Raw genomic sequence first — 24933 nt, 5'->3', positions numbered from 1 at the left:
GGGATCCTCTGCAAAACCCTCGCCAAGCGGGATGGACGCGGATCGGGATGAGCCGCAAGGCGTCTTTTGCAGTCAATAGCCGTAGCTATTGACAAGGAAGACAACGAAGCGGATCGCCCGAGACCGCGTTCAGACCACGGCAGGGAGTTTTGCAGAGGGTCCCTAGGGCATTTGTTGTGAAGACTGGCTGCTCCGCCTGGCGGGCCGGCCGGTCGTTTTGATTGAAGGAACGCGCATGCGCGCAGATGTGTTTTTGGTGGAAACGGGCCTGGCGTCGACCCGCTCGCAGGCGCAGCGCCTGATTGCTGCGGGTGTGCAGTGGCGCACCACCTCGCTGGCCCCCTGGATCAAGGTGGCCAAGAACGGTGACGAGATTCCAGCAGGCGCCGATGTGGAGCTGCTCGATGACTCGGAAGCCAAGTACATCTCGCGCGGCGGCCTCAAGCTGGAAGGCGCGTTGGCGGCGACCGGCCTGGTGGTCAAGGATCTGCGCTGCCTGGACGTGGGCCAAAGCACCGGGGGTTTTACCGACTGCCTGCTGCAGGCCGGTGCCCGGCAGGTGATCGGTGTCGATGTGGGCACGGGCCAACTGCACGAGCGCCTGCGCGCCGATGAGCGTGTGGTCTGTGTCGAGGGCTTCAATGCCCGCGCGCTGACGCCTGAATCCCTGGAAGCGGCCTGCGATCTGGCCTTGACCGAGATCGTGCTGGAAGAAGAGGACAACGACACCCAGCCGGTGGCCCCTTATGCCTGGATGCGCAATGGCGGCCAGGTCGATGACGAATACGACGACAGCCAGGACGCCAAAGAGCAGGAGATCGAGGACTTCAAGGCTGAGCGCAGTGCCAAGCAGCGCGCCAAGGCCGAAGGCACGGCCCCCGTCGAGCGCCGCCGCCGACCCGGTACCGAGAACATCGATATCCGCCCCGAGTTTGACTTTGTCACCGGCGATCTGTCCTTCATCTCGCTGACCTTGGTGCTGCCAGCGGTGGTGAACGTGCTCAAGCCCGGCGGCCAGCTGCTGATGCTGGTCAAGCCCCAGTTCGAGCTGCAGCCCGGCCAGATTGGCAAGGGCGGCATTGTGCGCGACAAGGCCTTGTATGCCGAGGTGGAACAGCGCATCCGCGCCTGCCTCGCCGAGCTGGGCCTGGAGGTCAAGCAATGGATGGATTCGGCCATCGATGGCGGCGACGGCAACCATGAGTTCTTTGTGCATGCCCAGCAAGGCGCGGTCGTCAAGGCGCCCGTGCCTGCAGCTGCCGATGCCAGTGCGGATGCCCCGGCAGCGCCTGCGAAAAAGGCCGCTGCCAAGCGCCCCTCGCGTGCCGATATGCGTGCCAAGCGTGATCTGCAGGAGCTGTACGTGGACCCCGAAGCGGCCAGTTTTGGACAGCCGGGGCCCGCGCGCTCGAAGCAGAAAAAGCGCAACGAACGTTAAGTGTTGAGGACCTGGAGACGCTGATGTCTTTTCCGATCAGTTTTGAATTTTTCCCGCCCAAGACGCCCGAAGGCGCTGAGAAGCTGCGCGTCGTGCGCCAGGCGCTGTATGCGCGCAAGCCCCAGTTTTGCTCGGTCACTTATGGCGCGGGCGGCTCCACGCAAGAGGGCACTTTTGGCGTGGTCAAGGCCATCCTCGATGAAGGTGTGGATGCGGCTTCGCATTTCTCTTGTGTGGGCGCCACCAAGCAGACCGTGCGTGCGCAGCTGCAGCAGCTCAAGGACATGGGCGTCAAGCGCCTGGTGGCCTTGCGCGGCGACCTGCCCAGCGGCTACGGCCTGGGCGGTGAGTTCCACTACGCCAGCGATTTGGTGACGTTTATCCGCGACGAATTCGGCCAGGATTTCCACATCGAAGTGGCTGCCTATCCGGAGATGCATCCGCAAGCGCGCAGCCCGGAAGCGGACCTGCAGGCCTTTCTGGCCAAGGTGAAAGCCGGGGCAGATTCGGCCATCACGCAGTACTTCTTCAACGCCGATGCCTTTTGCAGATTTCAAGAAGATTTACAAAAACGCGGTGTGGACCTGCCGGTCATCCCGGGTATTATGCCGATCACCGGATCGACGCAGCTGATGCGCTTTTCGGATGCCTGCGGTGCCGAGATCCCGCGCTGGATTCGTCTGCGACTGCAAGGCTATGGAGATGATGTTGCCAGCATCCGTGCCTTTGGCCTGGATGTAGTGACCCAGATGTGCGAGGACCTGCGCCGCCGTGGTGCCGTCGGTCTGCACTTCTACACCATGAACCAAAGCGCAGCCACACTGGCGATCTGCGACCGGCTGGGGCTGTAGCCAACAGCGCTGTGGTCTTGCAGCGTGGTGGCCTCGAATGTGCCCAAGCGCGGAAAGACCAGGAGTTGCTGTTGCCCTCATCCACACGATCGCGATGCCGAGGCTGGCTGGCCGCTGTCAGCCTGGCCGCGCTGGCGGGTGGCTGCGTGCATGTGCCCAGCGATGTCGATGGCACGCCGCCGGCGCAAGCAGACAGCACCGCGCCCGGCCCTGTGCATCCCGAAGCCGCATTTACCCCGCCGGAGCGCTCCGCTACAGAGGCGGCCATCACCTCGACCGCTCCAGAGGAACTGGCACTGGCCGGTGAGCGCCGTGGCCTGGGCCTGGTGCTGCCGCCGTCGGCACCGCTCAGCAGCATCGATGGGCTGTCCCGCCCCTGGGATGTGCCCGACATTCCTCCCGCCCTCAAGCAAGACCCTTACCGATCAGCCGACCAGCAAGGCATGGCCTCCTGGTATGGCGGCCAGTTCCATGGCCGCAAGACGGCCAATGGCGAGCGCTTTGACAAAGAAGGCCTGACAGCAGCACACAAAACCCTGCCTTTTGGCACCCAGGTCTGTGTGCGCAGCATGGTCACCGGCAAGGCGGTGGTGGTGCGCATCAATGACCGGGGGCCTTATGCCGGCGACCGCATCATCGACCTGAGCCAGGGCGCTGCCCAGGAGCTGGGCATGCTGGGCCTGGGCATCAAGCCGGTGGAGCTGTGGACCCTCGATGACGATGACGACGACTGCCCATCGTTTGTGCTGGCCGGGCGGCGCGGCAGCGGTGCGTTGGCCGGTAATGGTGCGCGCGGCCAGCCGGCAGCGAAGGCGGCGGTGCAACACCGTGGCCGTGTGCGGGCCGTGGTGCCAGCCACCAAGGCACAGGCCAAGTCTGGCAAGGCAGCGGCTGCAGCACGGCGCAAAAGATAAAGCCTCAGCGCACAAAAGCAAAAAACGCAGGCCATCCGATGGATGGCCTGCGTTTTTCTATGGCGGCTGACTGGCTTGGCGGTGCTTACTTGCCGCCGCTCTCCAGCACATAGCCGGCATTGCTGTCCTGCTGCAGCAGCTCGGCCATTTGGGGCAGCGCGGTCTTGAGCTGGTCCTTCAGGGTGAAGGGCGGATTGATCAGGAACATGCCGCTGGCAGGCAGGCCGGGGCGCTTTTCCTCACCCTGGCGCATGGCCGTGGTGATCTTGCTGTTCTTGACCGTCAGCTCGGCATTGAGCCAGCTCTTGCCAAACTTGTTGGCCAGGGTCTTGAGGCGGCGCGGCAGGTCATGGGCTTCCTGGCGCGGAATGATCGGGTACCAGACCGCATAGGTGCCGGTGGGGAAGCGCTGCATGCTGTCGGCCACCATGTCGAGCACGCGGCCATAGTCGGTCTTCATCTCGTAGCTCGGGTCGCACAGCAGGAACGCGCGGCGCGATGGCGGGGGCAGGAATTTCTTCACGCCTTCAAAACCGTCTTCCAGCAGCACCTGGACCTGGCGGCCGGCCTTCAACTGCGCGATGTTGCCCGTCAACGAACGGCAGTCGGTGGGGTGCAGCTCAAACAGCTTGAGCTTGTCGCGGTCGCCCAGCAGGCGCTGCGCGATGAAGGGCGAGCCCGGGTAGACCTTGTAGGTGCTGCTGGTGTTGAAGGCTTTGACCATGTCCACATAGTCTTGCAGCATGGGGCACAGGTCCTTGGCACCTTCGAGGCGGCGAATGCCTTCGTCGGCCTCGGCACTGGTCGTGGCGTAGTCGCCGTCCAGGCGGTACAGGCCCGCCCCGGCATGGGTGTCCAGCGCAACCAATGCCGCCTCTTTTTGCGTCATGTATTGCAGGGATGCAATCAGGATGGTGTGCTTGAGCACATCGGCGTGATTGCCGGCATGGAAGGCGTGGCGGTAACTGAACATAGGGCGCCAATGGTAGCGATATGCGCCGTGCTACGGCGCCAAAGGGGCATGCGGCAGCGGTTATGGACGCCAAAAAACCCCGGAATACACCCGAACCCGGCCCTTTGGGGGATGTGAGGAGGCACTTTACGCTTTGCGCAAAAGCTTTTATAATGGAGAGCTTCGCAGCGATTTTTATGAATCCCGCGGCGAAGACTGGTTGCAGTGGGCCCGCAAGGTTACGCGGCAACCGGGTATCCCGCCTAAGAGGCTTCCTGCGCAAGTTCCTGGCGTCTAGAAGAAGCACCGACCGCGGAAAAGGATTCGCCAAACCCTCTATTGAAAGAGAAAACTCATGTCTACATTCAGCGCAAAACCCGCTGAGGTGCAACACGAGTGGTTTGTGATTGACGCCACCGATAAGGTGCTCGGACGTGTCGCCAGCGAAGTGGCACTCCGTCTGCGCGGCAAGCACAAGGCCATTTACACACCTCACGTTGACACCGGTGACTACATCGTCATCATCAACGCCTCCAAGCTCAAGGTCACTGGTACCAAGAACACGGACAAGGTGTACTACCGTCATTCGGGCTTCCCCGGCGGCATCACTGCCACCAACTTCCGCGACCTGCAAGCCAAGTTCCCTGGCCGTGCGCTCGAGAAGGCTGTCAAGGGCATGCTGCCCAAGGGTCCTCTGGGCTACGCCATGATCAAGAAGCTGAAGGTCTACGGTGGTGATGAGCATCCTCACACCGCCCAACAGCCTAAAGTGCTGGAAATCTAAGGAGTCCCGAGATGATTGGTGATTGGAACAATGGCACCGGCCGTCGCAAATCCAGCGTCGCCCGTGTGTTTCTGAAGAAGGGCTCCGGCAAGATTGTTGTGAATGGCAAGGACATTCAACAATATTTCGGCCGCGAAACCTCGATCATGATTGCAAAGCAGCCTCTGGTGCTGACCGGCAATGTCGAAACCTTCGACATCCAGGTCAATGTGCACGGCGGCGGTGAATCCGGCCAGGCCGGTGCCACCCGCCACGGCATCACCCGCGCTCTGATCGATTACGACGCAGCACTGAAGTCGCAACTGAGCCAAGCTGGCTTCGTGACCCGTGACGCACGTGAAGTCGAGCGTAAGAAGGTCGGTCTGCACTCTGCACGCCGCGCAAAGCAGTTCTCCAAGCGTTAATTGCTGGCTACTTGCCAAGAACCGCCCCTCGGGGCGGTTTTTTTATGGCTGTTGAGACCGTCAACACGTTCTCGGAACCGATCGGGGTATTCCCACACTGCAATTGGCGTCACCCGGCGGGCGGGCTGCGTGAAGGTGGCGATTGGAGTACCATTCTTTGCAGTACATCAAATAAGACAGGAGTCGTCTCCCATGAGCGAAGTTGCAGAAAACACCATGACGGAAATGCCCACCCCGATTGTCTTTACCGACAGCGCAGCGGCCAAGGTGGCCGATCTGATTGCCGAGGAAGGCAATCCGGATCTGAAGCTGCGCGTGTTCGTGCAAGGCGGTGGCTGCTCGGGCTTCCAGTACGGTTTCACCTTTGACGAGATCGCCAACGATGACGACACGACCATGACCAAGAACGGCGTGTCGCTGCTGATCGATGCGATGAGCTACCAGTACCTGCTGGGCGCCGAGATCGATTACAAGGAAGACCTGCAGGGCGCACAGTTCGTGATCAAGAACCCGAACGCCACGACCACTTGCGGTTGCGGATCGAGCTTCTCGGTATAAGCCGCGCAGCACGTGATGGAAGGCATGGTGGCTCTGCTGCTTGCCTTCTGGTCCACCACCCCTTGCCTCAAGCCGCTGTTGACCAGCGGCTTTTGTTTTGCCCATGTCCGCTGAACTGACCCCACGCCCCGTCGCGCCCCACAAGGAGCGCCTGCTCTGGCTGGTGGCGATTGCCTTTTTTCTGCAGTCGCTCGATGCCACGATCCTGAACATTGCGCTGCCGGCGATGGCCCATTCGCTGGGCCAAAGCCCGCTGAAGATGCAGTCGGTCATCGTGGCCTACTCGCTCACCACGGCCATGCTGATTCCAGCATCGGGCTGGATTGCCGACCGCTTTGGCACGCGCCGCGTCTTCATGTGGGCGATTGCGCTGTTTGTGCTGGGCTCGGTGCTGTGCGCGCTCTCGCCCAGCCTGGGCTTCTTGATTGCTGCACGCGTGGTGCAGGGCGTGGGTGGGGCGATGATGCTGCCGGTGGGGCGCCTGGCGGTGTTGCGCAGCCACCCGAAAGGGGATTTCATCCGCGCGATGAGCTTCATCGCCATTCCCGGCCAGATCGGACCCTTGCTGGGCCCGACCCTGGGCGGCTGGCTGGTGGAGGTCGCCACCTGGAACTGGATCTTCTGGATCAATGTGCCGGTCGGCCTGTTCGGCGTCTGGGCGGCGCGCCACTGGATGCCCGAGACCACCTGGTCGGTGCCGCGCAAGTTCGACGGCCTGGGCTATGCGCTGCTGTCGTTCGGCATGGTGGCTATCTCGGTGGCGCTCGATGGCATGTCCGGCATGGGCCTGGGCATGGCCTTGGTGGTGGTGCTGATGGTGTTTGGCCTGGCCAGCCTGGCCAGCTACTGGATGCATGCGATGCGCGTGCCCGAACCCTTGTTTCCTTCGATGCTGTTTCGTGTGCGCTCGCTGCGCGTGGGCTTGCTGGGCAATCTGTTTGCCCGCTTCGGCACGGGGGCTGCGCCGTTTCTGATCCCGCTGCTGCTGCAGGTGGGCCTGGGCATGGCACCGATGAACGCCGGCATGATGATGCTGGCCACCGTGCTGGGCAGCATGCTGGTCAAGCGCTTTGCTGTGCAGACGGTGCAGCGCTTTGGCTACCGCCGCGTGCTGCAGGTCAACTCGGTGATGGTCGCGCTCATGCTGGCCAGCTTTGCCTGGGCCAGCGCCAGCCAGCCGCCGTGGTTGCTGCTGCTGCAGCTGTTTGTGTTCGGCGGCTTCAACTCCATGCAGTTCTCGGCGATGAACTCGGTCACGCTGAAGGACCTGGATGGCGAGTTTGCCAGCAGCGGCAACAGCCTCTTGTCGATGGTGCAGATGCTGGCCATGGGCATTGGCGTGGCCCTGGCTGGCGCGCTGCTGTCGGGCTACGCCGACCGCTGGATCACCGACCCGGACAAGTCGCTGCGCGCCATCCACGCGACCTTCCTGACCGTGGCCTTGATGACCTTGGCTGCCACCTTGGTGTTCAGCCAGCTCGACAAGGATGAGCCGGTCAAGCCGGCGCCCGATGGCGGGGATGCCTGACCGCTAGCGCGGGTAGATCGCGCCCAGCACCCGGGGCCCGCGCGCCCCGGTGACCGCCGGCAGGTTGCCGGGCAGGCTCTGCCAGCACTGGCGGGCCAGCCAGGCAAAGGCGCTGGCCTCGACCTGCACCGGAGGCAGGCCATGCTCGGCCGAGCTGTCCACGGCGATGCCGGGCAGCAGATCGGCCAGGCGCTGCAACAGATGCTGGTTGAGCGCGCCGCCGCCGCAGACGATCAAGGTCTGACCCTCGGCTGCGCCGTGGCGCTGCATGTCCTGCGCAATCGCCAGCGCGGTGAAGGCGGCCAGGCTGGCCTGCACATCGGCAGGCGCTGCACCGGGTGCATGGCGCTCGAGCAACGGCGCCAGCCAGGCGGGGTTGAACAGGTCGCGCCCGGTGCTCTTGGGGGGCGGCAGCTGGAAGAAGGGCTCTTCCATGAAGGCCGCCAGCAAATCCGGAATGACCTGGCCGCTAGCCGCCCAGCGGCCGCCGTCGTCATAAGGTTCGCCAGTATTCAGCTGGCACCAGTGGTCCATCAGCGCATTGCCGGGGCCGCAGTCCCAGCCCCGGATGTCGTCGCCTTCAAGGCGGCTGATATTGGAGATGCCCCCGATGTTGAGCACCCAGCGTGGGCTGCCCAGCGCGCCGGCACCGCCAAACACACTGTGGTGGAAAGCAGGCACCAGCGGCGCACCCTGGCCGCCTGCAGCCACATCGCGGCTGCGGAAATCGGCCACCACGGTGATGCCGCTCAGCTCCGCCAGCAGCGCGGGGCTGTTCAGCTGCAAGGTATAGCCGGTGCCATCCCACAAGCCTGGCTGGTGGCGCACGGTCTGGCCATGGGCACCGATGGCGGTGATATCACCGGGCTGCAACTGGCTGCGTGCGAGCAGCCGATCGACCACCTGCGCATAGCTGCGTGCCAGTGCATTGCCGGCCAGTGCAGCGCGGTGCAGCTCATGCTCGCCAGCGCTGTTGAGCGCCAGCAGCTCGGCCCGCAGCTCGGGGGCAAAGCCGGTGCTGGCGTACTGCAGCACCTCCATGCGGCCGTCCTGCCACTGGGCAATCACACCATCCACCCCGTCCAGCGAGGTGCCGGACATCAGGCCAATAAAGCGTTCAGTCATTGTTGTTAAGCCTGCAAAAGCAAAGGCCCCAACAATACCAAGATTGTGGGGGCCTGGGGGCGGGGGCGCCTTACAGGTTTACTGGTTGGCGTTGGTCTCGAGCATCAGCATCTGGTCGTTCAGGGCCAGGCGCATGCTGTTGGCGAGGTTGTCGAACTTGGCGCGGGCCTGGCGGCTGATGGGCTTGCTGGTTTCGCTCTCGGCCACCATCGCCAGCGGGTCACGCTGCTCGCCGGCGACGCGGAACTCAAAATGCAGATGGGGGCCCGTGGCCCAGCCGGTCTGGCCGACGGCGCCGATTTCGTCGCCCTTGCTGACACGTGCGCCTTGCTTGACGGCGATGCGGCTCAGGTGGGCATAGACGGTTTCGTGCTTGTTGCCATGGTCGATGTAGATCACATTGCCGTAGCCGTTTTGCACGCCGGCAAAGGTCACCAGGCCATCGCCGACAGTGCGCACCGGCGTGCCTTGAGGGGCTGCCAGGTCGGTGCCTTTGTGGGCGGACCAGGTCTTGTGGATGGGGTGCACGCGCATCGCGAATGCGCTGGAGACGCGGGTGTACTTGACGGGCGAGCCGATGTAGCTGCGCTCGCCGCTTTCGCCGGCAAAGTTGTAGTACGCGCCCTTGTCCTTGGGGGAGTCCTGGAACCACAGCGCCTCATGGGTCTTGCCGTTGTTGCGGAACTCGGCGCTCAGCAGACGGCCGGTGCCCAGCACTTCGCCATCGGCTTCGAGCGTTTCGTAGACCAGCGAGAAACGGTCACCGGCGCGCAGCGCACGGCGGAAATCGATCTTGTCGGCAAACACTTCGACCATCTGGTTCGAGACGTTGTCGGGCAAGCTGGCGGCATCGGTGGCTGCATACAGCGAGCTGCGGATGATGCCGCCCGACAGGCGCGTGCCACGGGTCAGCGGCAGGAATTCGGTCAAGGTGTCGAACTTGCCGTCGGCCTTGCGGATGCTGAAGCGCTGGAACACATCGCTGTTCTCGCCCGCCCAACGCACCGTCAGGGTCGTCAGTTCGTGGCTTGGCGTGGTCTCGGCGGTGATCTGGCGGCCAGCCTTGCCAATGATGGCGCTGCGGGCCTTGGCGTTGCTGCGGATGAAGGCCGCGGCAGCCGGGTCAGCCACGCCCAGGCGGCGCAGCAGGGACTCTGGCGTGTCGTTGCTGCGCACCTCATCGGTGCGGTACAAAGAAAAACCCGGTCCGTCGACCAGGTCTGCAATCGAAATGTCCGAAGCCAGCGATTCGACCGGGTATTCCACGGTCTGCACAGGCATGTCGGACGGATTGGGGCCCAGCTCTGCCACAGCGAAAGCGGCGCCGCCACCGGTCATCAACATGACGGCCAGTGCAGCAGCGAGACGCTTGGGGTGTGCTTGGGCGGTATTGACCAACTGGCGAATGACGAGGCTGCCAGCGGTGATGAATCCGTTGTTCAATGTTCCATCCCGGTTATGGAATGCCTCTTGCCGGCTGCGTTTACGGAGCCAAAACAAACCGCGTCTGCAGGCGCGGTGGGTGGTTTTTTAACAAGAAGGCACAAAAAAAACTTCATGTGCAGCGTTCGCGGGCCTGGATGAAGTCCCCTTGGGACATCGTCTGACAGACGCGGCTAGAATAAAACGCTGCAACGCAAGGGACGCAGTATAACGCCCTCGGCTTTGCTGGCAACCTGAGAAACCCCATATGAATCAATCGACTGTTACAACTTACCCTGTTACCGAACGTGTGCAAGAGGCTTTGCAGGTAAGTCTGCGTGGGGTGGATGAGCTGCTGCCACAGGAGGAATGGGTCAAAAAACTGGCCAAATCCGAGGCGACAGGCGTGCCGCTGCGCATCAAGCTGGGCCTGGACCCTACGGCCCCGGATATCCACATTGGCCACACGGTGGTGCTCAACAAGATGCGCCAGCTGCAGGATCTGGGCCATACCGTGATCTTCCTGATCGGCGATTTCACCACCTTGATTGGCGACCCCTCGGGCCGCAACAGCACCCGTCCGCCGCTGACCGCCGCGCAGATCCAGGTGAATGCCGAGACCTATAAGGAGCAGGCCTACAAGGTGCTCGACCCAAGCAAGACCGAACTGCGCTACAACAGCGAGTGGTGCGACAAGCTGGGCGCACGCGGCATGATCGAGCTGTCGGCCAAGTACACCGTGGCGCGCATGATGGAGCGCAACGACTTCCACACCCGTTTCCACGAAGGCAGCTCCATCAGCCTGCACGAGTTCCTGTACCCGCTGCTGCAGGGCTATGATTCGGTCGCGCTCAAGAGCGACCTGGAGCTGGGCGGTACCGACCAGAAGTTCAACCTGATGATGGGCCGCCATCTGCAGGCCGAGTACGGCCAGGAATCCCAGTGCGTGCTGACCATGCCGCTGCTGGTGGGCCTGGACGGCGTGCACAAGATGTCCAAGTCCAAGAACAACTACATCGGCATCACCGAAGACGCCAACACCATGTTTGCCAAGGTGCTGTCGATCTCGGACGATCTGATGTGGGACTGGTTCACCTTGCTGTCCTTCATGAGCCTGCCGGAAATCGCTGCGCTCAAGCTGGAGATCGAAGGCGGCCGCAACCCCAAGGACGCCAAGGTGCTGCTGGCCAAGGAAATCACCGCGCGTTTCCACAGCGCAGCAGCGGCCGATGCGGCCGAGCAGGATTTCATCAACCGCAGCAAGGGCGGCATTCCGGACGACATCCCCGACGTCGCGCTGAGCGGTGCGCCGCTGGGCATTGGCGCGCTGCTCAAGCAGGCCAACCTGGCCCCTTCCACCAGTGAAGCCAACCGCCTGATCGACGGCGGCGGTGTGCGGGTGGATGGCGTGGTGATCGAGGACAAGGGCCTGAAGCTGCCCGCCGGCACCTTTGTCGTGCAAGTGGGCAAGCGCAAGTTTGCCCGGGTCACCTTGGCCTAAGGCTGGGTTTGCCGGGCTGGTTTGGCCCGGCTGGCTGCTTTGTATAAAAGAGCCACTTCCCTTTGTGGGGGAGCGGCTCTTTTTTCTGAGCGCCTATTTTGGACTGCTGCTGGCATGCACCAGTGTGCCCACGGTGCCCCAAGCCTGGGCAAAGCCGGCCTCGAACGCGCTACCCTCTGGGCAGTGACTCCCGCCAGCGGTTATAGCCAAGCGGAGACCAGCTGGCAATGACGTGGCTATGTCGCCCGAGGACATGCAGATGCTGCGTGCGCGGTTAGGGCAGCTCCTGGCCAGCCGCGCTGCTTGGTGTTACATAGGCAAGGCTATGGTGGGAGTGAAGAATCGGTAGCTGCAGAGCACTATGGCATTCAGAAGCTCGTTCCGCATGGCCTCCCGCGTTAGTTAGGTACTGCTGACCAGCAGTTTGCTGGGCGTTGTGGGACCTAGCCGCAGTACTCGCTGTGAAAAGACCTGCTCTCCGGCGACAGGATGATGCGCGCTGATCTGAAGCGAGGCGTACACCACTGTACTGGTATCGGGAAACCCGCTGCCAAGCACACGCTGGTGCAGATTCGGCGCCGGCTAGGCATTCTGGCAGCAGTGGCCGTTACCGATAACCCTCGAACTGGGCATCAGCCTGTTTTGCAATCTGAACAAGCTGCGCATTCGCAACTGCAACCCCTTCATCGCCACCCGCACCATTTACTGGTGCCCACAGGAGGTGGCGCTGTTGCTGGTGGATACCCGCGCCACGGGACACACGAGTCTTCGAGGGTCACCTCGGTGTCCGCAATCCGGCCAAGTTTTGAATATTATTTGATTTGATATGTACTACCTTTTTGAAAGTTGGTGGTATTGTCTTTTTATTTAACTATATGGTGCGTTGTGAGAATGGTGTAGCTGTATTTAAATTGCAAAGCCCGCTTGAATAAAGTGCTTTCAATGCCTCAGAAATTTGCGATGCTGCGCTGGATTGAGGTGTGCTCTGTGCAACCACAATATACGTCTGAAGAGGAATCACATTTGGCTTTGTGAAATTGGATTTTATATTGAACACCATGTTTAATCCGGTTGTTGGGTCCAAATTCAATGGCCCTCCCCCTGTCGTGGCCGTCGTGATTACATTTCCAAAATTATCCCCTGGTCCTGTATATGATTTGGTACATGATGCAATTGCGTGGGCTGCTGATTTTAATGCGCCAATTGATAATACAATAGGAAGACTATTGCTTTGGCATTGAGAATATCCTGCAAAGCAGTTGAAGTGAGAAATTTCTGTATAGCTGTCTGGTGATATGTCTATCGACCCAGAAATTTTTCCCGATTGATGCCCTCCATAATAAACATTATGAAATATTTTATTTTCTGTAGGGTTATATATGGATGCTGTGTTGAAATCAATCGATAAATTCATGCTTGGTGCAGCTATTGTAGTGTAGTTGCCTGGAATGTCTGCTCGCAATAAAATGCGTGATGAAAAATCAATAATATTAGTGTAATATTTTTCATTCACTTGAGTGCCGATTTTTACCACTTTGTTGAAATCAATGTCGGACGCAACCACTGTTGTATTTACAGCCGGGGTGTAATAATCTCCGTTGCCGGTAACACAGGGGCTTGTTAAATCTTCTGGATGTTCCCAGAATGCAGGGTTATTACTGGTGGTTATGGTATTCCCGTTGGCGTTGCTTGAATTAAGTATGCTACTGGTGGCATCTCCCCTGTCATCTAAGCAATTTCCCGCTTCCGTTGGATTCCATCCTTGCCCATGAGCAGTGGCAACTAATGCAAGTTGAGCTTGACGACCATGGTCAACAGAATTGACGTACTCAACGTTGTTAACCACTAAACTGTCGATCGCTCCTGCAGTTCTTCTGCTGGTGGATATATAAATTTTGTAGTTCGCTGAACCATCATAGTTGGAGATGGTTGATCGTCCAAAATTTTTATTAATCCCATCATCGGTATAACCCACTCTACCTTCATTGAAACCATGGCTAATCCAGTGATTTATTGCTTGATGATATCTGTTTTGTAGTGTAGGTTTTTCTATATCTGGATTGTTGAATAAATATTGAGATGAGCTGAAGCCTGGGTGGGCCTGTCGGCCCTCTAGAAAACCATTATTTACCCAGTGGGTGCAGGCTGTGGTAGGAGTTCTAAATCCTCCAATGTTTAAATCTGTGTTTGAGTTCAGGTAAAAAAGCCAATTGAAAACTCTGTTGTCTACAATACTTGAGTAAGGGAAAGGTTCGCAGCCAATAGCTTTTTGTTCGGCTTGTGATGGCGTTGATTGAGTCGCTAGTAGTGTCAAAATTGCCAAGCTATATAAATATATTTTGGGACTTTTCACAATATCACTCCTTGGTGAAACTGAATTGATGAGATTTAGGATTTTTGCTTCCTGCATGTTTCAAATCAATATTTAATTTTTGTTTTTACTATTGTTTTGTGATTTTGTGATTTTTGATGATTGAGTTTCACCTTTGCTGACAGTGTTGGACGTGCTTTTAACTATTGGTTAATGCTTTTTTGTATAATTCTATGCTTAGATTTTTTTGAAAAATGTTTGTATTTAATCGTTCGATGATGTAGGGTTGTGTTAAAAATAATAAACCGCCCATCTGACTTTGGGTCAAATAGACGGTTTATAGATAATTTAAATTTATATTTTGTTATTTTGTTTAGTGGTAGCTTGTATTTTTGGTTTTGGTGTGTAGTTGTTTTGATTAAAGGTTTGGATGTTTAATAAATAAATTGAAAATTATTACTTTTGAAAAATATGGGAAATAGGTATATTTAATTTTTTGGTTGGTCACTGCAGCTCGATCTTGGCCTGGGTCGCAATGCGCTTCCACAGCGCAATCTCATCGGCCTGGAACTGGCGCATCTGCGCCGGGCCGCCGCTCATCGCCGTGGCGCCCAGGTTGGCATAGAACTGCTGGGTTTCGGGCTCGGCCGCAATCTGCATGAACCAGCCCGCCAGCCTGGCGCTGATGTCCTCGGGTGTCTTGCTGCTGACCATCGCCCCCACCCAGGTGTAGGCCTCGATGCCAGGCAGCCCCGCTTCGCGGGCGGTGGGCACGTTGGGCAGCGCGGCCACGCGGCTGTCGGAGGCGACGGCCAGGCCCGTCAGGCGCCCGGCCTTGATCAGCTCCTGCACCGAGGTGGCCTCGGCAAAGGCGTAATCCACCGTATGGCCGGCCACGGCGGTGGCGACCTCGCCCGCGCCCTTGAAAGGCACATGCACGGTCTGCACCTTGGCCACATCGTTGAACAGTTCGCCCATCAGCTGGTAGCCGGCCGAGCCCGCGCCAAAGTTGATCTTGCCGGGGCTGGCCTGAGCCTTGGTCACCAGATCCTTGAGCTGCTTGGTATCGGCATCGCCCGGCGCCACGACGATAGCGGGCGCGCGCATCATCATCGTCAGCGGCGCAAAGTCCTTTTGCGGGTCATAGGGCAGCGCTTTGAACAGCGCCGTGTTCACCGCCAGGGTGGAGTTGCTGCCAATAAAGACCGTGTAGCCATCCGCCGGGGCCGACAAGGCCTGCTTGACCGCTATGAAGCCATTGCCACCCGGCCTGTTTTCCACCACCACCGGCTGGCCGCTGAGCTGCTGCAGCTTTTTGGCGTAGTAGCGCGCTGATGTATCGGTGCCGCTGCCCGGCCCGAAGGGCACGATGAATTTGATGGGCTTGCTGGGAAAGTCCTGGGCCTGCAGTGCCGGGCTGGCCGCGCCAGCGAGCAGCGCCGCACACAGCGCCAGCGCCCGCCGGCGGCCAAAGCGAGGGTGGAACATGGCAGTCTCCTTGTGTCGTTATAGGTGGCTGCCTGCGGGTATGGAACGCGCAGGCAGCCGCTTTGACTGTAGGGAGGGTGCTCAGGCCTGTCTATGTGCGATTTGCTTGGGGTTGATACGTCAGGTGTATCAAGAGGCCGGCCGGGACCAGAGCGCATTGCCAGGCTCGGTCGGCCCCAGCTGCATAGTGCGCTCTTGGTCGTCAAAGACCATGATGGCATTGACGTGCAGCCCGTCTTCGGTAAACAAGGTTTTGACACGGGCCGGCCCATAGCGCTTGTGAACCAGAACATCGCCCAGCGAAACGGTGCCCAGGCTCGCGACTGGAAGCGATTCCGGGCTTTGATAGGCGTCGATGGCGGCTTGTACGGCCAGGTCTGAGTCCTGCTTGTCCTTGCCAAATCTTGCCCACAGGCGTGGCAGGCGCTGCTCCAGAACCAGGTCGCTGTAGTCCTGCCAGTTCCATGTGGGTTCAGGCATGCCTGTGGATGGTCGGGTGGGCATTGCGTCAAACAGGTCTTTGCCCGTCGCTGCCTGGTAGGCATAGTAAGGGGCAGTACCGTAGGTTCCCCACTCGGCAGCCTCATCGGCGTGGCTGGCCACAACCTCTGCCAGTTCAGCCAGCGAGTCGGCATCGGTCAATGCGCGCTCGTACACGGCTTGCCCTTGCCCGATCAGCCATAGGCGAAAGTATTCAAAGCCACTGTCCGTCCCATGGCCCCGGTTGAGCAGTAGCCCGGCAGCCCAGACATCCCCTAGATCCGCCTTTCCACGCAACCGCTCAAGCTGCATTTGAAAATCGACAATATCTTGCGGTGGGCGCTGTGCCAGCAACTGCGCAAGGCGCTGTGCGTGCTCCGCATCGCCACCTGGGCCTTTGGCCTGTTCAATCAATGTCCAAAATTGTGGTTCGGTCATGGCGCTTTCGCTGTCGGGTGAGGTTTTGAGGTGGTTCAGTACATAGGGCGCCAGCAAGGCGGCCAACGTCATCAAGACCACCGGCACCCCCAGCAGCCACCATAGCCTCAGCTTGCCCTCGCGCCGAAGGTGCTGGTTGATGCTCGGCGGCTCGCGCTCCTCGCTCATGGCGCCGGTCGGTCGCCAATGGCCGTGCGCGTGGCGGCCGCCTGCAACTGCAGCCAGGCGCAAAAGGCGGTGACTTCGGGGCGCTGCTGGCTGCGCGGGCCGATGATCAGCCAGTAGGCGAGGGGGGAATCCATGCGGAACTCGGGCAGCACCTCGACCAGGTCGCCATTGGCCAGCGCATCGGCGACCAGCGGCATGCGCGCCAGCGCCAGGCCCTGGCCGGTCAGGGCGGCCTGCGCAATCTGGTGGGCATAGTTGAGGAACAGCCAGCGTTTGGGCTGCAGATTGCCGCAGCCATGCAGCTCCAGCCAGCGCTCCCAGGTCAGCCAGTCCAGGTGCTGCAGGCGGTGGGTGTCGCCTGCTTCAATGAGGGTATGGCGGGCCACATCGGCGGGCTGGCTGATGCGCGGGTGGCTTTGCAGCAGCCAGGGGCTGGCGACGACGGCCAACTGCTCGCCAAACAGGCGCTGCGCGTTGGCAGTGGCGTGCTGGGGCAGGCTGTAGCGCAGCGCCAGGTCCACATCCGAGGTTTCCAGGTCGAGCACGTTGTCGGTGGCATCGATGCGGATGTCGATTTCGGGGTTGTCGCGCTGAAAGGCCTCCATGCGCGGGATGAGCCACATCGACGCAAAGCTGGCCCAGGTGGTGATGGCCACGCTCTTGCGGCCGCTGGTCTGGCGGATCAGGCGCACGGCCGAGTCGATACGCTCGATGGCGGGGGATACCGCGCGTTGGAGCTGGGCGCCGGCGCTGGTCAGTTCCACCGCGCGGGTATGGCGCAGAAACAGCGCAATACCGACCTCATCCTCCAGCGCCTGGATCTGGCGGCTGACGGCCGACTGGGTCAGCGCCAGCTCCTCGGCAGCGGCGCGAAAGTTCAGGTAGCGGGCCACCGCCAGAAAGGCGCGCAGATGGCCCACGGCAATGGGCCGGGTGCGGAGCAAGGAAGGCGGCAGAGGCAGGTCTGGCATGGTGGAGGCACTGTAGCAAGAAGTACACACTGCGCCAGGGTGTATCCCCGGGGCAGGCGTCCATCATGCTCCTGCTTCGATAGCTGCCGCTGGCTTGGCGCGGCCCGGGGGCCGCAGAAACTCCAAAACCTAGGGTAAACCATTAATGCCGTGGCTGCATTGATCGGCCCTCTTTTATTCATTGGACGCCGGCGTGGCCAAGGCGCAAGATACGCATATCGGGTAAACCCTAGGATCGCTTCGATACCAGGGCCCTGCAAAGGAAACCACCATGGCTATGTCTGCATCTCATGTTCTGTCCGCTGGCACCATCGCTGTGCGCCCCGCGCGTGCCAGCCGCGCTGCGTCGGCTGCCGCCGAGATGCGCATTCTGCCCACTGGCAAGGCCATCAGCTTTGTGCCCCAGCGTGACGTTGTGCTGCGCATCTCCGAAGGCACCGCCTGGATTACCCTGGGCCTGGGTCTGAGCAACGAAGCCAGCCTGCAGGCCGGTGATCTGGTGCTGCACGCCGGTCACACCGTGGTTCTCAAGGCAGGCCAATCGGTCGTCATCGAGAGCAAGCGCCAGGATCCGCTGGTCTACCACTTCCCCAAGAACCAGGGCGGCCAGCCCAACCTGGATGAGCAGCCAGCCCGCTGGTTCACCCGCTTCCAATGGGGTAAGACCGACGGCAGCATGCTCTATAACCTCTAAGCTCTGCGCCATACCGATCAACAGCCTGCCCCGTGCAGGCTGTTTTTTTGCCTGACAGCGGCCGCGCCGGTGCAGGCCCGCAGCCGTTGGAGCGCGCGATAATCCCAGGGTTTTGTCTTTTAAGAGGTGGCGCCCGGCGCCGCCTCGCTGATTCACCATGAACGCTCCACTCGACATCATCATCATGGCCGCTGGCAAGGGTACGCGCATGAAAAGCCGCCACCCCAAGGTTTTGCAGAAGCTGGCCGGGCGTGCGTTGCTGCAGCATGTGCTCGATACCGCTGCACAGCTGCAGGCCCGCTCAGCGGTGGTGATCACCGGCCACGGCGCCGAGCAGGTGGAGGCGGCGATCGGCCAGAGCAGTGCAGGCAGCACGCAGTTGGCCTTTGCGCGCCAGGAGCCGCAGCTGGGCACGGGCCACGCCGTGCAGCAGGCGGTGCCGCTGCTGGCCGACGATGGCATGGCGATTGTGCTGTCCGGCGATGTGCCGCTGACGCAGGCAGACACCTTGCAGGGCCTGCTTGATGCGGCGGGCAGCGACCGCATGGCCTTGCTCACCGTCAACATGCCCGATCCCACCGGTTACGGCCGCATCGTGCGCAATGCCGAAGGCACGGTGCAGCGCATCGTCGAGCAAAAGGATGCGAATGCGCAGGAGCGCGCGATCACCGAGATCTACAGCGGCATCATGGCCGTGCCGGCACGCTGGCTCAAGCCCTGGCTGGCCCGGCTGAACAACCAGAATGCCCAGGGTGAGTACTACCTGACCGACATCGTGGCGATGGCCGTTGCCGATGGCGTGGCCGTCGAAGGCCATTGCATCTCCGATGTGCTGCAGGTGGCCGGCATCAACAGCCCCCAGCAGCTGGCCGAGTTGGAGCGTGCCCACCAGATGCGCCAGGCCCAGGCGCTGATGGCCCAGGGTGTGCGCATGGCCGACCCGGCCCGTTTTGACCTGCGCGACGATGCGCGCGGCGGCAAGGCGCAGCTGCTCTGCGGCCAGGATGTGGAGATCGATGTGGGCTGCATCTTTGGCGGCCAGGTGCGCATTGGCGATGGCGCGCGCATTGGCGCCTACTGCCATATCAGCAATGCCAAGATCGCGGCCGATGCGGTGATCCACCCCTTTACCCATATCGATGGCGAGGCCGCTGGCGCCCAGGTGGGCGAGGGCGCGCTGGTCGGGCCCTTTGCCCGCCTGCGCCCCGGTGCCCAGCTGGGCAAGCAGGTACACATCGGCAATTTTGTCGAGGTAAAGAACTCGCGCCTGGCCGATGGCGCCAAGGCCAACCACCTGGCCTACCTGGGCGATGCCGAGCTGGGCGAGCGGGTCAACTACGGCGCGGGCAGCATCACCGCCAACTACGACGGCGCGAACAAGCACCGCACCGTCATCGAAGCCGATGTGCATGTGGGCAGCAACTGCGTGCTGGTGGCCCCGGTGACCATTGGTGCCGGCGGCACTGTGGGCGGCGGCTCCACCATCACCAAGAACACGCCGCCGGGCGCCTTGAGCGTGGCGCGCGGCAAGCAGGTCAGCATTGCGAACTGGCAACGGCCGCAGAAGAAGTCTTGAGCCACAGAGCGCCTGGGCATATCGGCACAGGCGCCTGGCGTCGGGAGAAGAGCCACCACCCCCGGCGCCTGAGGGGATGAAGGCTGTGGTCAGGCGCCTGCGGGGGCTCCGGGGCCTGGCATGCTGGCCAGCTCCGCCAGGTGGGCGGCCGAGATGGGTTCCAGCGTGGCATGGCTGCCGTAGCTGCGGGGCGCGCCCCGGGCCTGCTCCAGCGCGGCCTCGGCCTGGTGGATCCAGTCGTCCACCGACTGGTGGTACTTGGCCAGGCTGGCGATGCCGATGCTGACGCTGATCTGCACATCGGGCCAATCGCGCAGTCGGCGGTTGAGCGCCTGGCTGTGGATGCGGTCGGCGATCTGGTTGGCGATGTCCAGGTTCACCCCGGACAGCAGCACCGCAAAGGAGTCTCCGCCAAAGCGGCAGGTGGCATCACCCGGCCGCACGCAGGTGCGCAAGGTGTTGGCCACCGCAATGATGACCTCGTCGCCGGCGGTATCACCATGGCGGCTGTTGAGCTCGCGGAAGTTATCCACATCTACAACGATGAGGAAGGCAGGGATGTCCTTTTGCTTGGCATAGGCGAACAGGCGCGTCGCAAGGTCCTGCCAGTACATGCGGCCAAAGAAGCCGGTCATCGCATCGACCCGGCGCATCACCATCAGCATCTGCTCTTTGTGGGCCAGGCTGCGCAGCAGGTGGCCGGTGGCAATGCCTTGCATCGCCAGGTAGAGGGCGACTGCCAGCAGGCTTCCGACGATGGTGAAGCTGCTCGTGCTGTGCTGGACGTCAAACGAGGTGAGCAGCCCGGCAACGGCGACGCCTGCGATGGCCCCCGCAATGGCCAGCACGGCATGGCGCACGCTTTGCATCGCGTAGGCGCAGTGGACCAGCACCATCAGCATGATCGCGCTGGTCAGCAGGTGGAAATGCACCAGCGCGACCCAGACGCCGATCACCAGACCGTCGACAAAGGACAGGATCACGTCATTGATGTCGGAGCCGCCTGTGCGGTGCGTACGCCAGCGGGCCAGCAATGGCCAGGCCACCAGTGGCAGCACGATCGCCAGCCACACCGGCCAGGAGGCATTGCGCTGCCACAGGGCCCCCGCAGCGGCCAGCGCACAGGACGCCAGAAAAACAATGCGGCCCCAGTCGCTGCGTTGCTGGGTGTTGTCCATTTTGATATGCACCATGGTTAGCCTCTCTTGCCCGATGAGTCATTTCGCCCATGCATCGAAGGACCCGCCTCACGATGTTACTGTTTGATACTCATGGCGCCAGTATGAGGCCGGACTATCGCCGCGACAAGCTTGTAGGCTCCGCTGACATTTGTTGAAGATTTATGTCATTCACGCCCGCTGCAGAGTGGTCACGCACATTGCTGTGGCCTTTGTCGGGGCCGGTCTTCCCGGTGAAACCGCTGCAGCCAATGCCCGTTGTCTCAATCGGGTAATACCCTTCCGAGACGGGAGTCCTGCGCTCAGCTGTGCAGCGACAGGTGCGGCCCTTTGGGCAGCGGAATGCGGGTGACGAATTTGCTGCGCTTGGTGGCGAAGTAGGTTTTCACATTGCGCACATTGCTCTGCGAAGTGAACAGCTTTTGCGTCAATGCCAGATAACCGGGCATGTCATGGGCGTAGACCACCAGCACAAAATCCGGCCCGGGGCTGACCCGCCAGCACTGCTGCACCTGGTCGTTCTGCACGACGAAGGCCTCAAAGGCATCCAGCTCTTCAGCGCCCTGCCGGTCCAGGCTGACCTCCACCAGCGCAAACAGGCCAAAGCCCTGCACCTGGGCCAGCACATCGTGCGATAGCAGGGCCACCTCGGCGGCGATCAGCCCCATCTCACGCAGCCGCTTGGTGCGGCGCAGGCAGGTGGGGGGCGAGACATGCACCTTGTCGGCCAGCGCCAGGTTGCTGACGGAGGCATCCTTTTGCAACGCGTCCAGCAGTTGCAAATCGATGATGTCCAAGGTGAAATCATTCATTTCATTGTCCATTTTGAAATTTTATTTCAATGAATATATTTGTTGAAATTTTATTTCATTTGGCATGAAAAATGGAAAGAAAATAATACGACCACCTGTCTACACTGCTGCCATTGTGGATCAAGGAGTGAAAGCTATGTGCGGCATTGTTGGTGCAGTTTCTACGCGCAATATCGTCCCGGTGCTGGTGCAAGGCCTGCAGCGGCTGGAGTACCGTGGCTATGACTCCTGCGGTGTGGCCGTGCATGAGGCCAGCCTCGACGGCCGGCAGCCCGGCGGCCTGCGCCGCGCCCGCAGTACGGCCCGTGTGGCCGAGCTGATGGAGCAGGTGGCCAGCGAACAGGTGCAGGGCGCCACCGGCATCGCCCATACGCGCTGGGCCACGCATGGCGCACCCGCCGTGCACAATGCCCACCCGCATTTCAGCGCCGGCCCGGGCGTGGCCGATGTGCAGGCAGTGGGCCGTGTGGCCCTGGTGCACAACGGGATCATCGAGAACCATGAGGCGCTGCGCGCCGAGCTGCAGGCCAAGGGTTACCAGTTTTTGAGCCAGACCGATACCGAAGTGATTGCCCACCTGGTGGACAGCCATTACGACGGCGACCTGTTCAGCGCGTTGCAGCAGGCCATCAAGGCGCTGCGTGGCGCCTATGCGATTGCCGTCATGCACAAGGACGAACCCCACCGCGTGGTTGGCGCGCGCGCAGGCTCGCCGCTGATCCTGGGCGTGGGCAACAACGAGAACTTCCTGGCCAGCGACGCGATGGCACTGGCCGGCGTGACCGACCAGATCGTCTACCTGGCCGAAGGCGATATGGTCGATTTGCAGATTGGCCGCTATTGGGTGGTGGATCACCACGGCAAAACGCTGGACCTTGCCGAGCGCCCGGTCAAGACCGTGCATGCCCACAGCGGTGCTGTGGAGCTGGGCCCCTACCGCCACTACATGCAAAAGGAGATCTTCGAGCAGCCGCGCGCGATTGCGGAAACCCTGGAGGGCGTGCAAAGCGTTGTGCCCGAGCTGTTCGATGGCCCGGATGGCACCGCCGCCTGGCGTATCTTCAAAGAGATTGACGAGGTGTTGATCCTCGCCTGTGGCACCAGCTACTACAGCGGCTGCGCCGCCAAATACTGGATGGAGGGCCTGGCGGGCATCCGCTGCAATGTGGAAGTGGCCAGCGAGTACCGCTACCGCAAGAGCGTGCCCAACCCCCGGGCGCTGGTGGTCACGATCAGCCAATCGGGCGAGACGGCCGACACCCTGGCGGCGCTGCGCCATGCGCAGAGCCTGGGCATGACCAACACCCTGACCATCTGCAACGTGGCCACCAGCGCGATGGTGCGCGAGTGCAAGCTGAGCTACATCACCCGCGCCGGCATGGAAATCGGTGTGGCCTCCACCAAGGCCTTCACCACGCAGCTGGCAGGCCTGTTCCTGCTGACCCTGGCGCTGGGCCAGAGCAAGGGCCAGATCACCGAGGCGCAGTCCGATACCTACCTGGAAAAAATGCGCCACCTGCCCGTCGCCTTGCAGGCCGTGCTGGCGCTGGAGCCCCAGGTGGTCAGCTGGGCCGAGGATTTTGCGCGCAAGCAAAACGCGCTCTTCCTGGGCCGGGGCATCCACTACCCGATCGCACTGGAAGGCGCGCTCAAGCTCAAGGAGATCAGCTACATCCACGCCGAAGCCTACCCAGCCGGCGAGCTGAAACACGGCCCGCTGGCGCTGGTGGACAGCGAGATGCCGGTCGTCACCGTGGCCCCCAATGACGAACTGCTGGAAAAGCTCAAGAGCAATATGCAGGAAGTGCGGGCGCGTGGCGGCGTGCTCTATGTGCTGGCCGATGCCAACACCAACATCGAGAACGCCGAAGGCATGCATGTGATCCGCATGCCCGAGCACTATGGCGTGCTCAGCCCCATCCTGCATGTGGTGCCGCTGCAGCTGCTGTCGTACCACACGGCCGTGGCGCGCGGCACCGATGTGGACAAGCCGCGCAACCTGGCCAAGTCGGTCACGGTGGAGTAAGCGCTGCCGGCATCGTTGCCCCATGGTTCTGGGTCACTCAGGCCGCGAAGCCGCATGACGCGCGCATGCGGCTTCTCGTCACAGCCGTAGCGTGGCAAAGGCGAGGGGCGCGATGGTGCTTGGGCTTCCAGCAGAAACACGGGCGGACCTGGCGGGTTGGCGTCAGCGGCCCGTCCTCCGGTGCATTGCGCTCGATGCCGGTCCTCTACCGCAGAGGCGGATTAGGCCTTGTTCTGCAGTCCTGCTCGCGCATTCCGCACGCGAAGAAAGCGCCTTTCGGTGGTTTCCACTCCCCACCGCGTCACGGAGCGGGCAGACACCTGCGCAAAACCCTGAGAACCGTAGAGCGCGGCTGTGGCGCTGGACTCGCCCAGGTCCGCCAGATGGATTTCGTCGAAATGCAGGTCCGCCTGGGCCAGTGCTTTTACCAGAAGGCGCTTGCCAATGCCCAGGCCACGCAGACTGCTGTCCACAATGAACCACCGCAGCCGCCCCACGCGCGTGAGCGGATTGCCCTCGAGCACGATGCAGCCCAGCACACGCGTGTCTTCCCGGTAAAGCCACATGCCGTTCCCTTCGTCCAGCGGCGACTGCAGAAAGGCCGAGAGCTCCATCGCGGTGTGGCATTCGCAGGCCTTCGCATCCATGCCTTGCGCAGCAAAATGCCGCGCCAGCATGGCAGACACATCGCCCAGCATGCCGGGCGTATATCCGGACGACAGCTGGCGCTCGATCTGGGCCGGCCGGTCCACATGGGCGTTGTCGCGTGACAGCGCAGAGGCGTACAGGGACAGGAGCCGGTTCAGCGCATCGTGCTCATGAGGCTCCAGTTGTTGCAGCACGCGCGTGACCTGTGCGGTGCCAAAGTGGTCGATCCGAACCTGCAAGTCCCGTCCCTCGTCCGTGAGAAACAAGCGGGAAGAACGGGCGTCGTCGGCGGCCGATTCTCTGCGGACCAAACCCATGGCCTCCAGCTTGGCCAGCTGCCGGCTGGTGTTGGATTTGTCCAGCCGCAGCAGCGCAGCCAGATCGCGGGCCTGGAGACCAGGCTGCGCGCCTATCTCGATGATGGCGTGGACAGCAGACGGAGCCAGCTCACTGCCACCAAACGGTGACCGTAGATAGCCCAGCTCACGCACCAGCTGGCGAGAAAACCCCCGCAACTGGTGGACGACGTCGAGGGGGATGGAAGGGGCAGGGCGGGGGCTTGTCATTGTTTTAGTTGCGTTTCGCAATTTGCTGATGGCCAATATGGAGATGATCTCACTCAAACATAGACATTAAATTACAATAAAAGTTGCGCATCGCAACCAA

General features: G+C 61.4%; 21 protein-coding genes. 11 read left to right on the top strand and 10 right to left on the bottom strand.

All coding sequences use genetic code 11. The annotated features are described in order from the left end of the window. Positions 1–235: 235 nt before the first annotated feature. The 3 genes from ACHWUQ_RS12485 (at position 236) to ACHWUQ_RS12475 (ending at position 3203) form a co-directional block, all read left to right on the top strand. Positions 236–1438: a TlyA family RNA methyltransferase gene (locus ACHWUQ_RS12485; protein WP_394681324.1), complete on the top strand. Its 1203-nt coding sequence runs from the start codon at positions 236–238 to the stop codon at positions 1436–1438. 23 nt (positions 1439–1461) lie between these two features. After that, positions 1462–2289: a methylenetetrahydrofolate reductase [NAD(P)H] gene (gene metF, locus ACHWUQ_RS12480; protein ID WP_133857436.1), complete on the top strand. Its 828-nt coding sequence runs from the start codon at positions 1462–1464 to the stop codon at positions 2287–2289. A 71-nt stretch (positions 2290–2360) separates the two neighbouring features. Continuing rightward, positions 2361–3203, top strand: coding sequence for a septal ring lytic transglycosylase RlpA family protein (locus tag ACHWUQ_RS12475; protein ID WP_394681323.1), 843 nt, complete (start codon positions 2361–2363; stop codon positions 3201–3203). 85 nt (positions 3204–3288) lie between these two features. Here the strand turns inward: ACHWUQ_RS12475 and ACHWUQ_RS12470 are convergent, their stop codons facing one another. Beyond that, positions 3289–4176, bottom strand: coding sequence for a 23S rRNA (adenine(2030)-N(6))-methyltransferase RlmJ (locus tag ACHWUQ_RS12470; protein ID WP_312410947.1), 888 nt, complete (start codon positions 4174–4176; stop codon positions 3289–3291). Positions 4177–4510: 334 nt separating this feature from the next. Here ACHWUQ_RS12470 and rplM point away from each other — a divergent pair, with 334 nt between their 5' ends. The 4 genes from rplM to mdtD all read left to right on the top strand — a co-directional run bounded on the left by rplM (position 4511) and on the right by mdtD (position 7429). Then, positions 4511–4939 carry a 50S ribosomal protein L13 gene (rplM, locus tag ACHWUQ_RS12465; protein WP_230780412.1) on the top strand — a complete coding sequence of 143 codons (429 nt, stop codon included), beginning with the start codon at positions 4511–4513 and terminating at the stop codon, positions 4937–4939. Between the two features lie 11 nt (positions 4940–4950). After that, positions 4951–5343, top strand: a complete 393-nt coding sequence (gene rpsI / locus ACHWUQ_RS12460) for a 30S ribosomal protein S9 (protein ID WP_021026900.1) — start codon at positions 4951–4953, stop codon at positions 5341–5343. Between the two features lie 192 nt (positions 5344–5535). Beyond that, positions 5536–5901 carry an iron-sulfur cluster insertion protein ErpA gene (gene erpA, locus ACHWUQ_RS12455; RefSeq protein ID WP_021026899.1) on the top strand — a complete coding sequence of 122 codons (366 nt, stop codon included), beginning with the start codon at positions 5536–5538 and terminating at the stop codon, positions 5899–5901. Between the two features lie 103 nt (positions 5902–6004). After that, positions 6005–7429: a multidrug transporter subunit MdtD gene (gene mdtD / locus ACHWUQ_RS12450; RefSeq protein WP_394681322.1), complete on the top strand. Its 1425-nt coding sequence runs from the start codon at positions 6005–6007 to the stop codon at positions 7427–7429. 3 nt (positions 7430–7432) lie between these two features. On the opposite strand, the gene ACHWUQ_RS12445 is transcribed toward mdtD, so the two are convergent. Then, positions 7433–8554: an anhydro-N-acetylmuramic acid kinase gene (locus ACHWUQ_RS12445; RefSeq protein WP_394681321.1), complete on the bottom strand. Its 1122-nt coding sequence runs from the start codon at positions 8552–8554 to the stop codon at positions 7433–7435. 78 nt (positions 8555–8632) lie between these two features. Next, positions 8633–9997: a peptidoglycan DD-metalloendopeptidase family protein gene (locus ACHWUQ_RS12440; RefSeq protein WP_312834094.1), complete on the bottom strand. Its 1365-nt coding sequence runs from the start codon at positions 9995–9997 to the stop codon at positions 8633–8635. Positions 9998–10244: 247 nt separating this feature from the next. On the opposite strand from ACHWUQ_RS12440, the gene tyrS reads away from it, so the two are divergent. Next, positions 10245–11477 (top strand): tyrosine--tRNA ligase, encoded by a 1233-nt coding sequence (gene tyrS, locus ACHWUQ_RS12435; RefSeq protein WP_312461538.1) that lies wholly within the window; start codon positions 10245–10247, stop codon positions 11475–11477. 871 nt (positions 11478–12348) lie between these two features. Here tyrS and ACHWUQ_RS12430 read toward each other — a convergent pair. From ACHWUQ_RS12430 to ACHWUQ_RS12415, 4 genes are all read right to left on the bottom strand, one after another. Further along, complete coding sequence (locus ACHWUQ_RS12430) at positions 12349–13887, bottom strand: hypothetical protein (protein ID WP_394681320.1); 1539 nt, start codon at positions 13885–13887, stop codon at positions 12349–12351. A 405-nt stretch (positions 13888–14292) separates the two neighbouring features. Next, the gene (locus tag ACHWUQ_RS12425; protein WP_394681319.1) at positions 14293–15276 is read right to left on the bottom strand and encodes a Bug family tripartite tricarboxylate transporter substrate binding protein; all 984 of its coding nucleotides are present in this window, start codon (positions 15274–15276) and stop codon (positions 14293–14295) included. A 129-nt stretch (positions 15277–15405) separates the two neighbouring features. After that, positions 15406–16362, bottom strand: coding sequence for a DUF4240 domain-containing protein (locus ACHWUQ_RS12420; protein WP_394681318.1), 957 nt, complete (start codon positions 16360–16362; stop codon positions 15406–15408). Next, the gene (locus tag ACHWUQ_RS12415; protein ID WP_394681317.1) at positions 16359–17333 is read right to left on the bottom strand and encodes a LysR substrate-binding domain-containing protein; all 975 of its coding nucleotides are present in this window, start codon (positions 17331–17333) and stop codon (positions 16359–16361) included. The genes ACHWUQ_RS12420 and ACHWUQ_RS12415 overlap by 4 nt, the downstream gene beginning before the upstream one ends. Positions 17334–17610: 277 nt before the next feature. Between ACHWUQ_RS12415 and ACHWUQ_RS12410 the strand changes: the two genes are divergently transcribed. Beyond that, entirely contained in the window at positions 17611–18027 is a 417-nt protein-coding gene (locus ACHWUQ_RS12410) for a DUF2917 domain-containing protein (protein WP_313334311.1), read from the top strand. Positions 18028–18184: 157 nt separating this feature from the next. Continuing rightward, the gene (gene glmU, locus ACHWUQ_RS12405) at positions 18185–19603 is read left to right on the top strand and encodes a bifunctional UDP-N-acetylglucosamine diphosphorylase/glucosamine-1-phosphate N-acetyltransferase GlmU (protein WP_394681316.1); all 1419 of its coding nucleotides are present in this window, start codon (positions 18185–18187) and stop codon (positions 19601–19603) included. Positions 19604–19692: 89 nt separating this feature from the next. Here glmU and ACHWUQ_RS12400 read toward each other — a convergent pair whose 3' ends face one another. Both ACHWUQ_RS12400 and ACHWUQ_RS12395 read right to left on the bottom strand, forming a co-directional pair. After that, the gene (locus ACHWUQ_RS12400; RefSeq protein ID WP_394681315.1) at positions 19693–20796 is read right to left on the bottom strand and encodes a diguanylate cyclase domain-containing protein; all 1104 of its coding nucleotides are present in this window, start codon (positions 20794–20796) and stop codon (positions 19693–19695) included. Between the two features lie 287 nt (positions 20797–21083). Then, positions 21084–21593, bottom strand: a complete 510-nt coding sequence (locus ACHWUQ_RS12395) for an Lrp/AsnC family transcriptional regulator (protein WP_394681314.1) — start codon at positions 21591–21593, stop codon at positions 21084–21086. 136 nt (positions 21594–21729) lie between these two features. Here ACHWUQ_RS12395 and glmS point away from each other — a divergent pair, with 136 nt between their 5' ends. After that, positions 21730–23619, top strand: a complete 1890-nt coding sequence (gene glmS / locus ACHWUQ_RS12390; RefSeq protein WP_312834089.1) for a glutamine--fructose-6-phosphate transaminase (isomerizing) — start codon at positions 21730–21732, stop codon at positions 23617–23619. A gap of 221 nt (positions 23620–23840) precedes the next feature. Here glmS and ACHWUQ_RS12385 read toward each other — a convergent pair whose 3' ends face one another. After that, positions 23841–24890 (bottom strand): bifunctional helix-turn-helix transcriptional regulator/GNAT family N-acetyltransferase, encoded by a 1050-nt coding sequence (locus ACHWUQ_RS12385; protein WP_394681313.1) that lies wholly within the window; start codon positions 24888–24890, stop codon positions 23841–23843. Between the last annotated feature and the right edge of the window lie 43 nt (positions 24891–24933).

This window comes from uncultured Comamonas sp. (genome assembly GCF_964277875.1).
Taxonomy (GTDB): domain Bacteria; phylum Pseudomonadota; class Gammaproteobacteria; order Burkholderiales; family Burkholderiaceae_C; genus Comamonas; species Comamonas sediminis.
The sequence above is the reverse complement of the archived record's forward strand: the minus strand, read 5'-3'. Positions and strand labels throughout refer to the sequence as shown.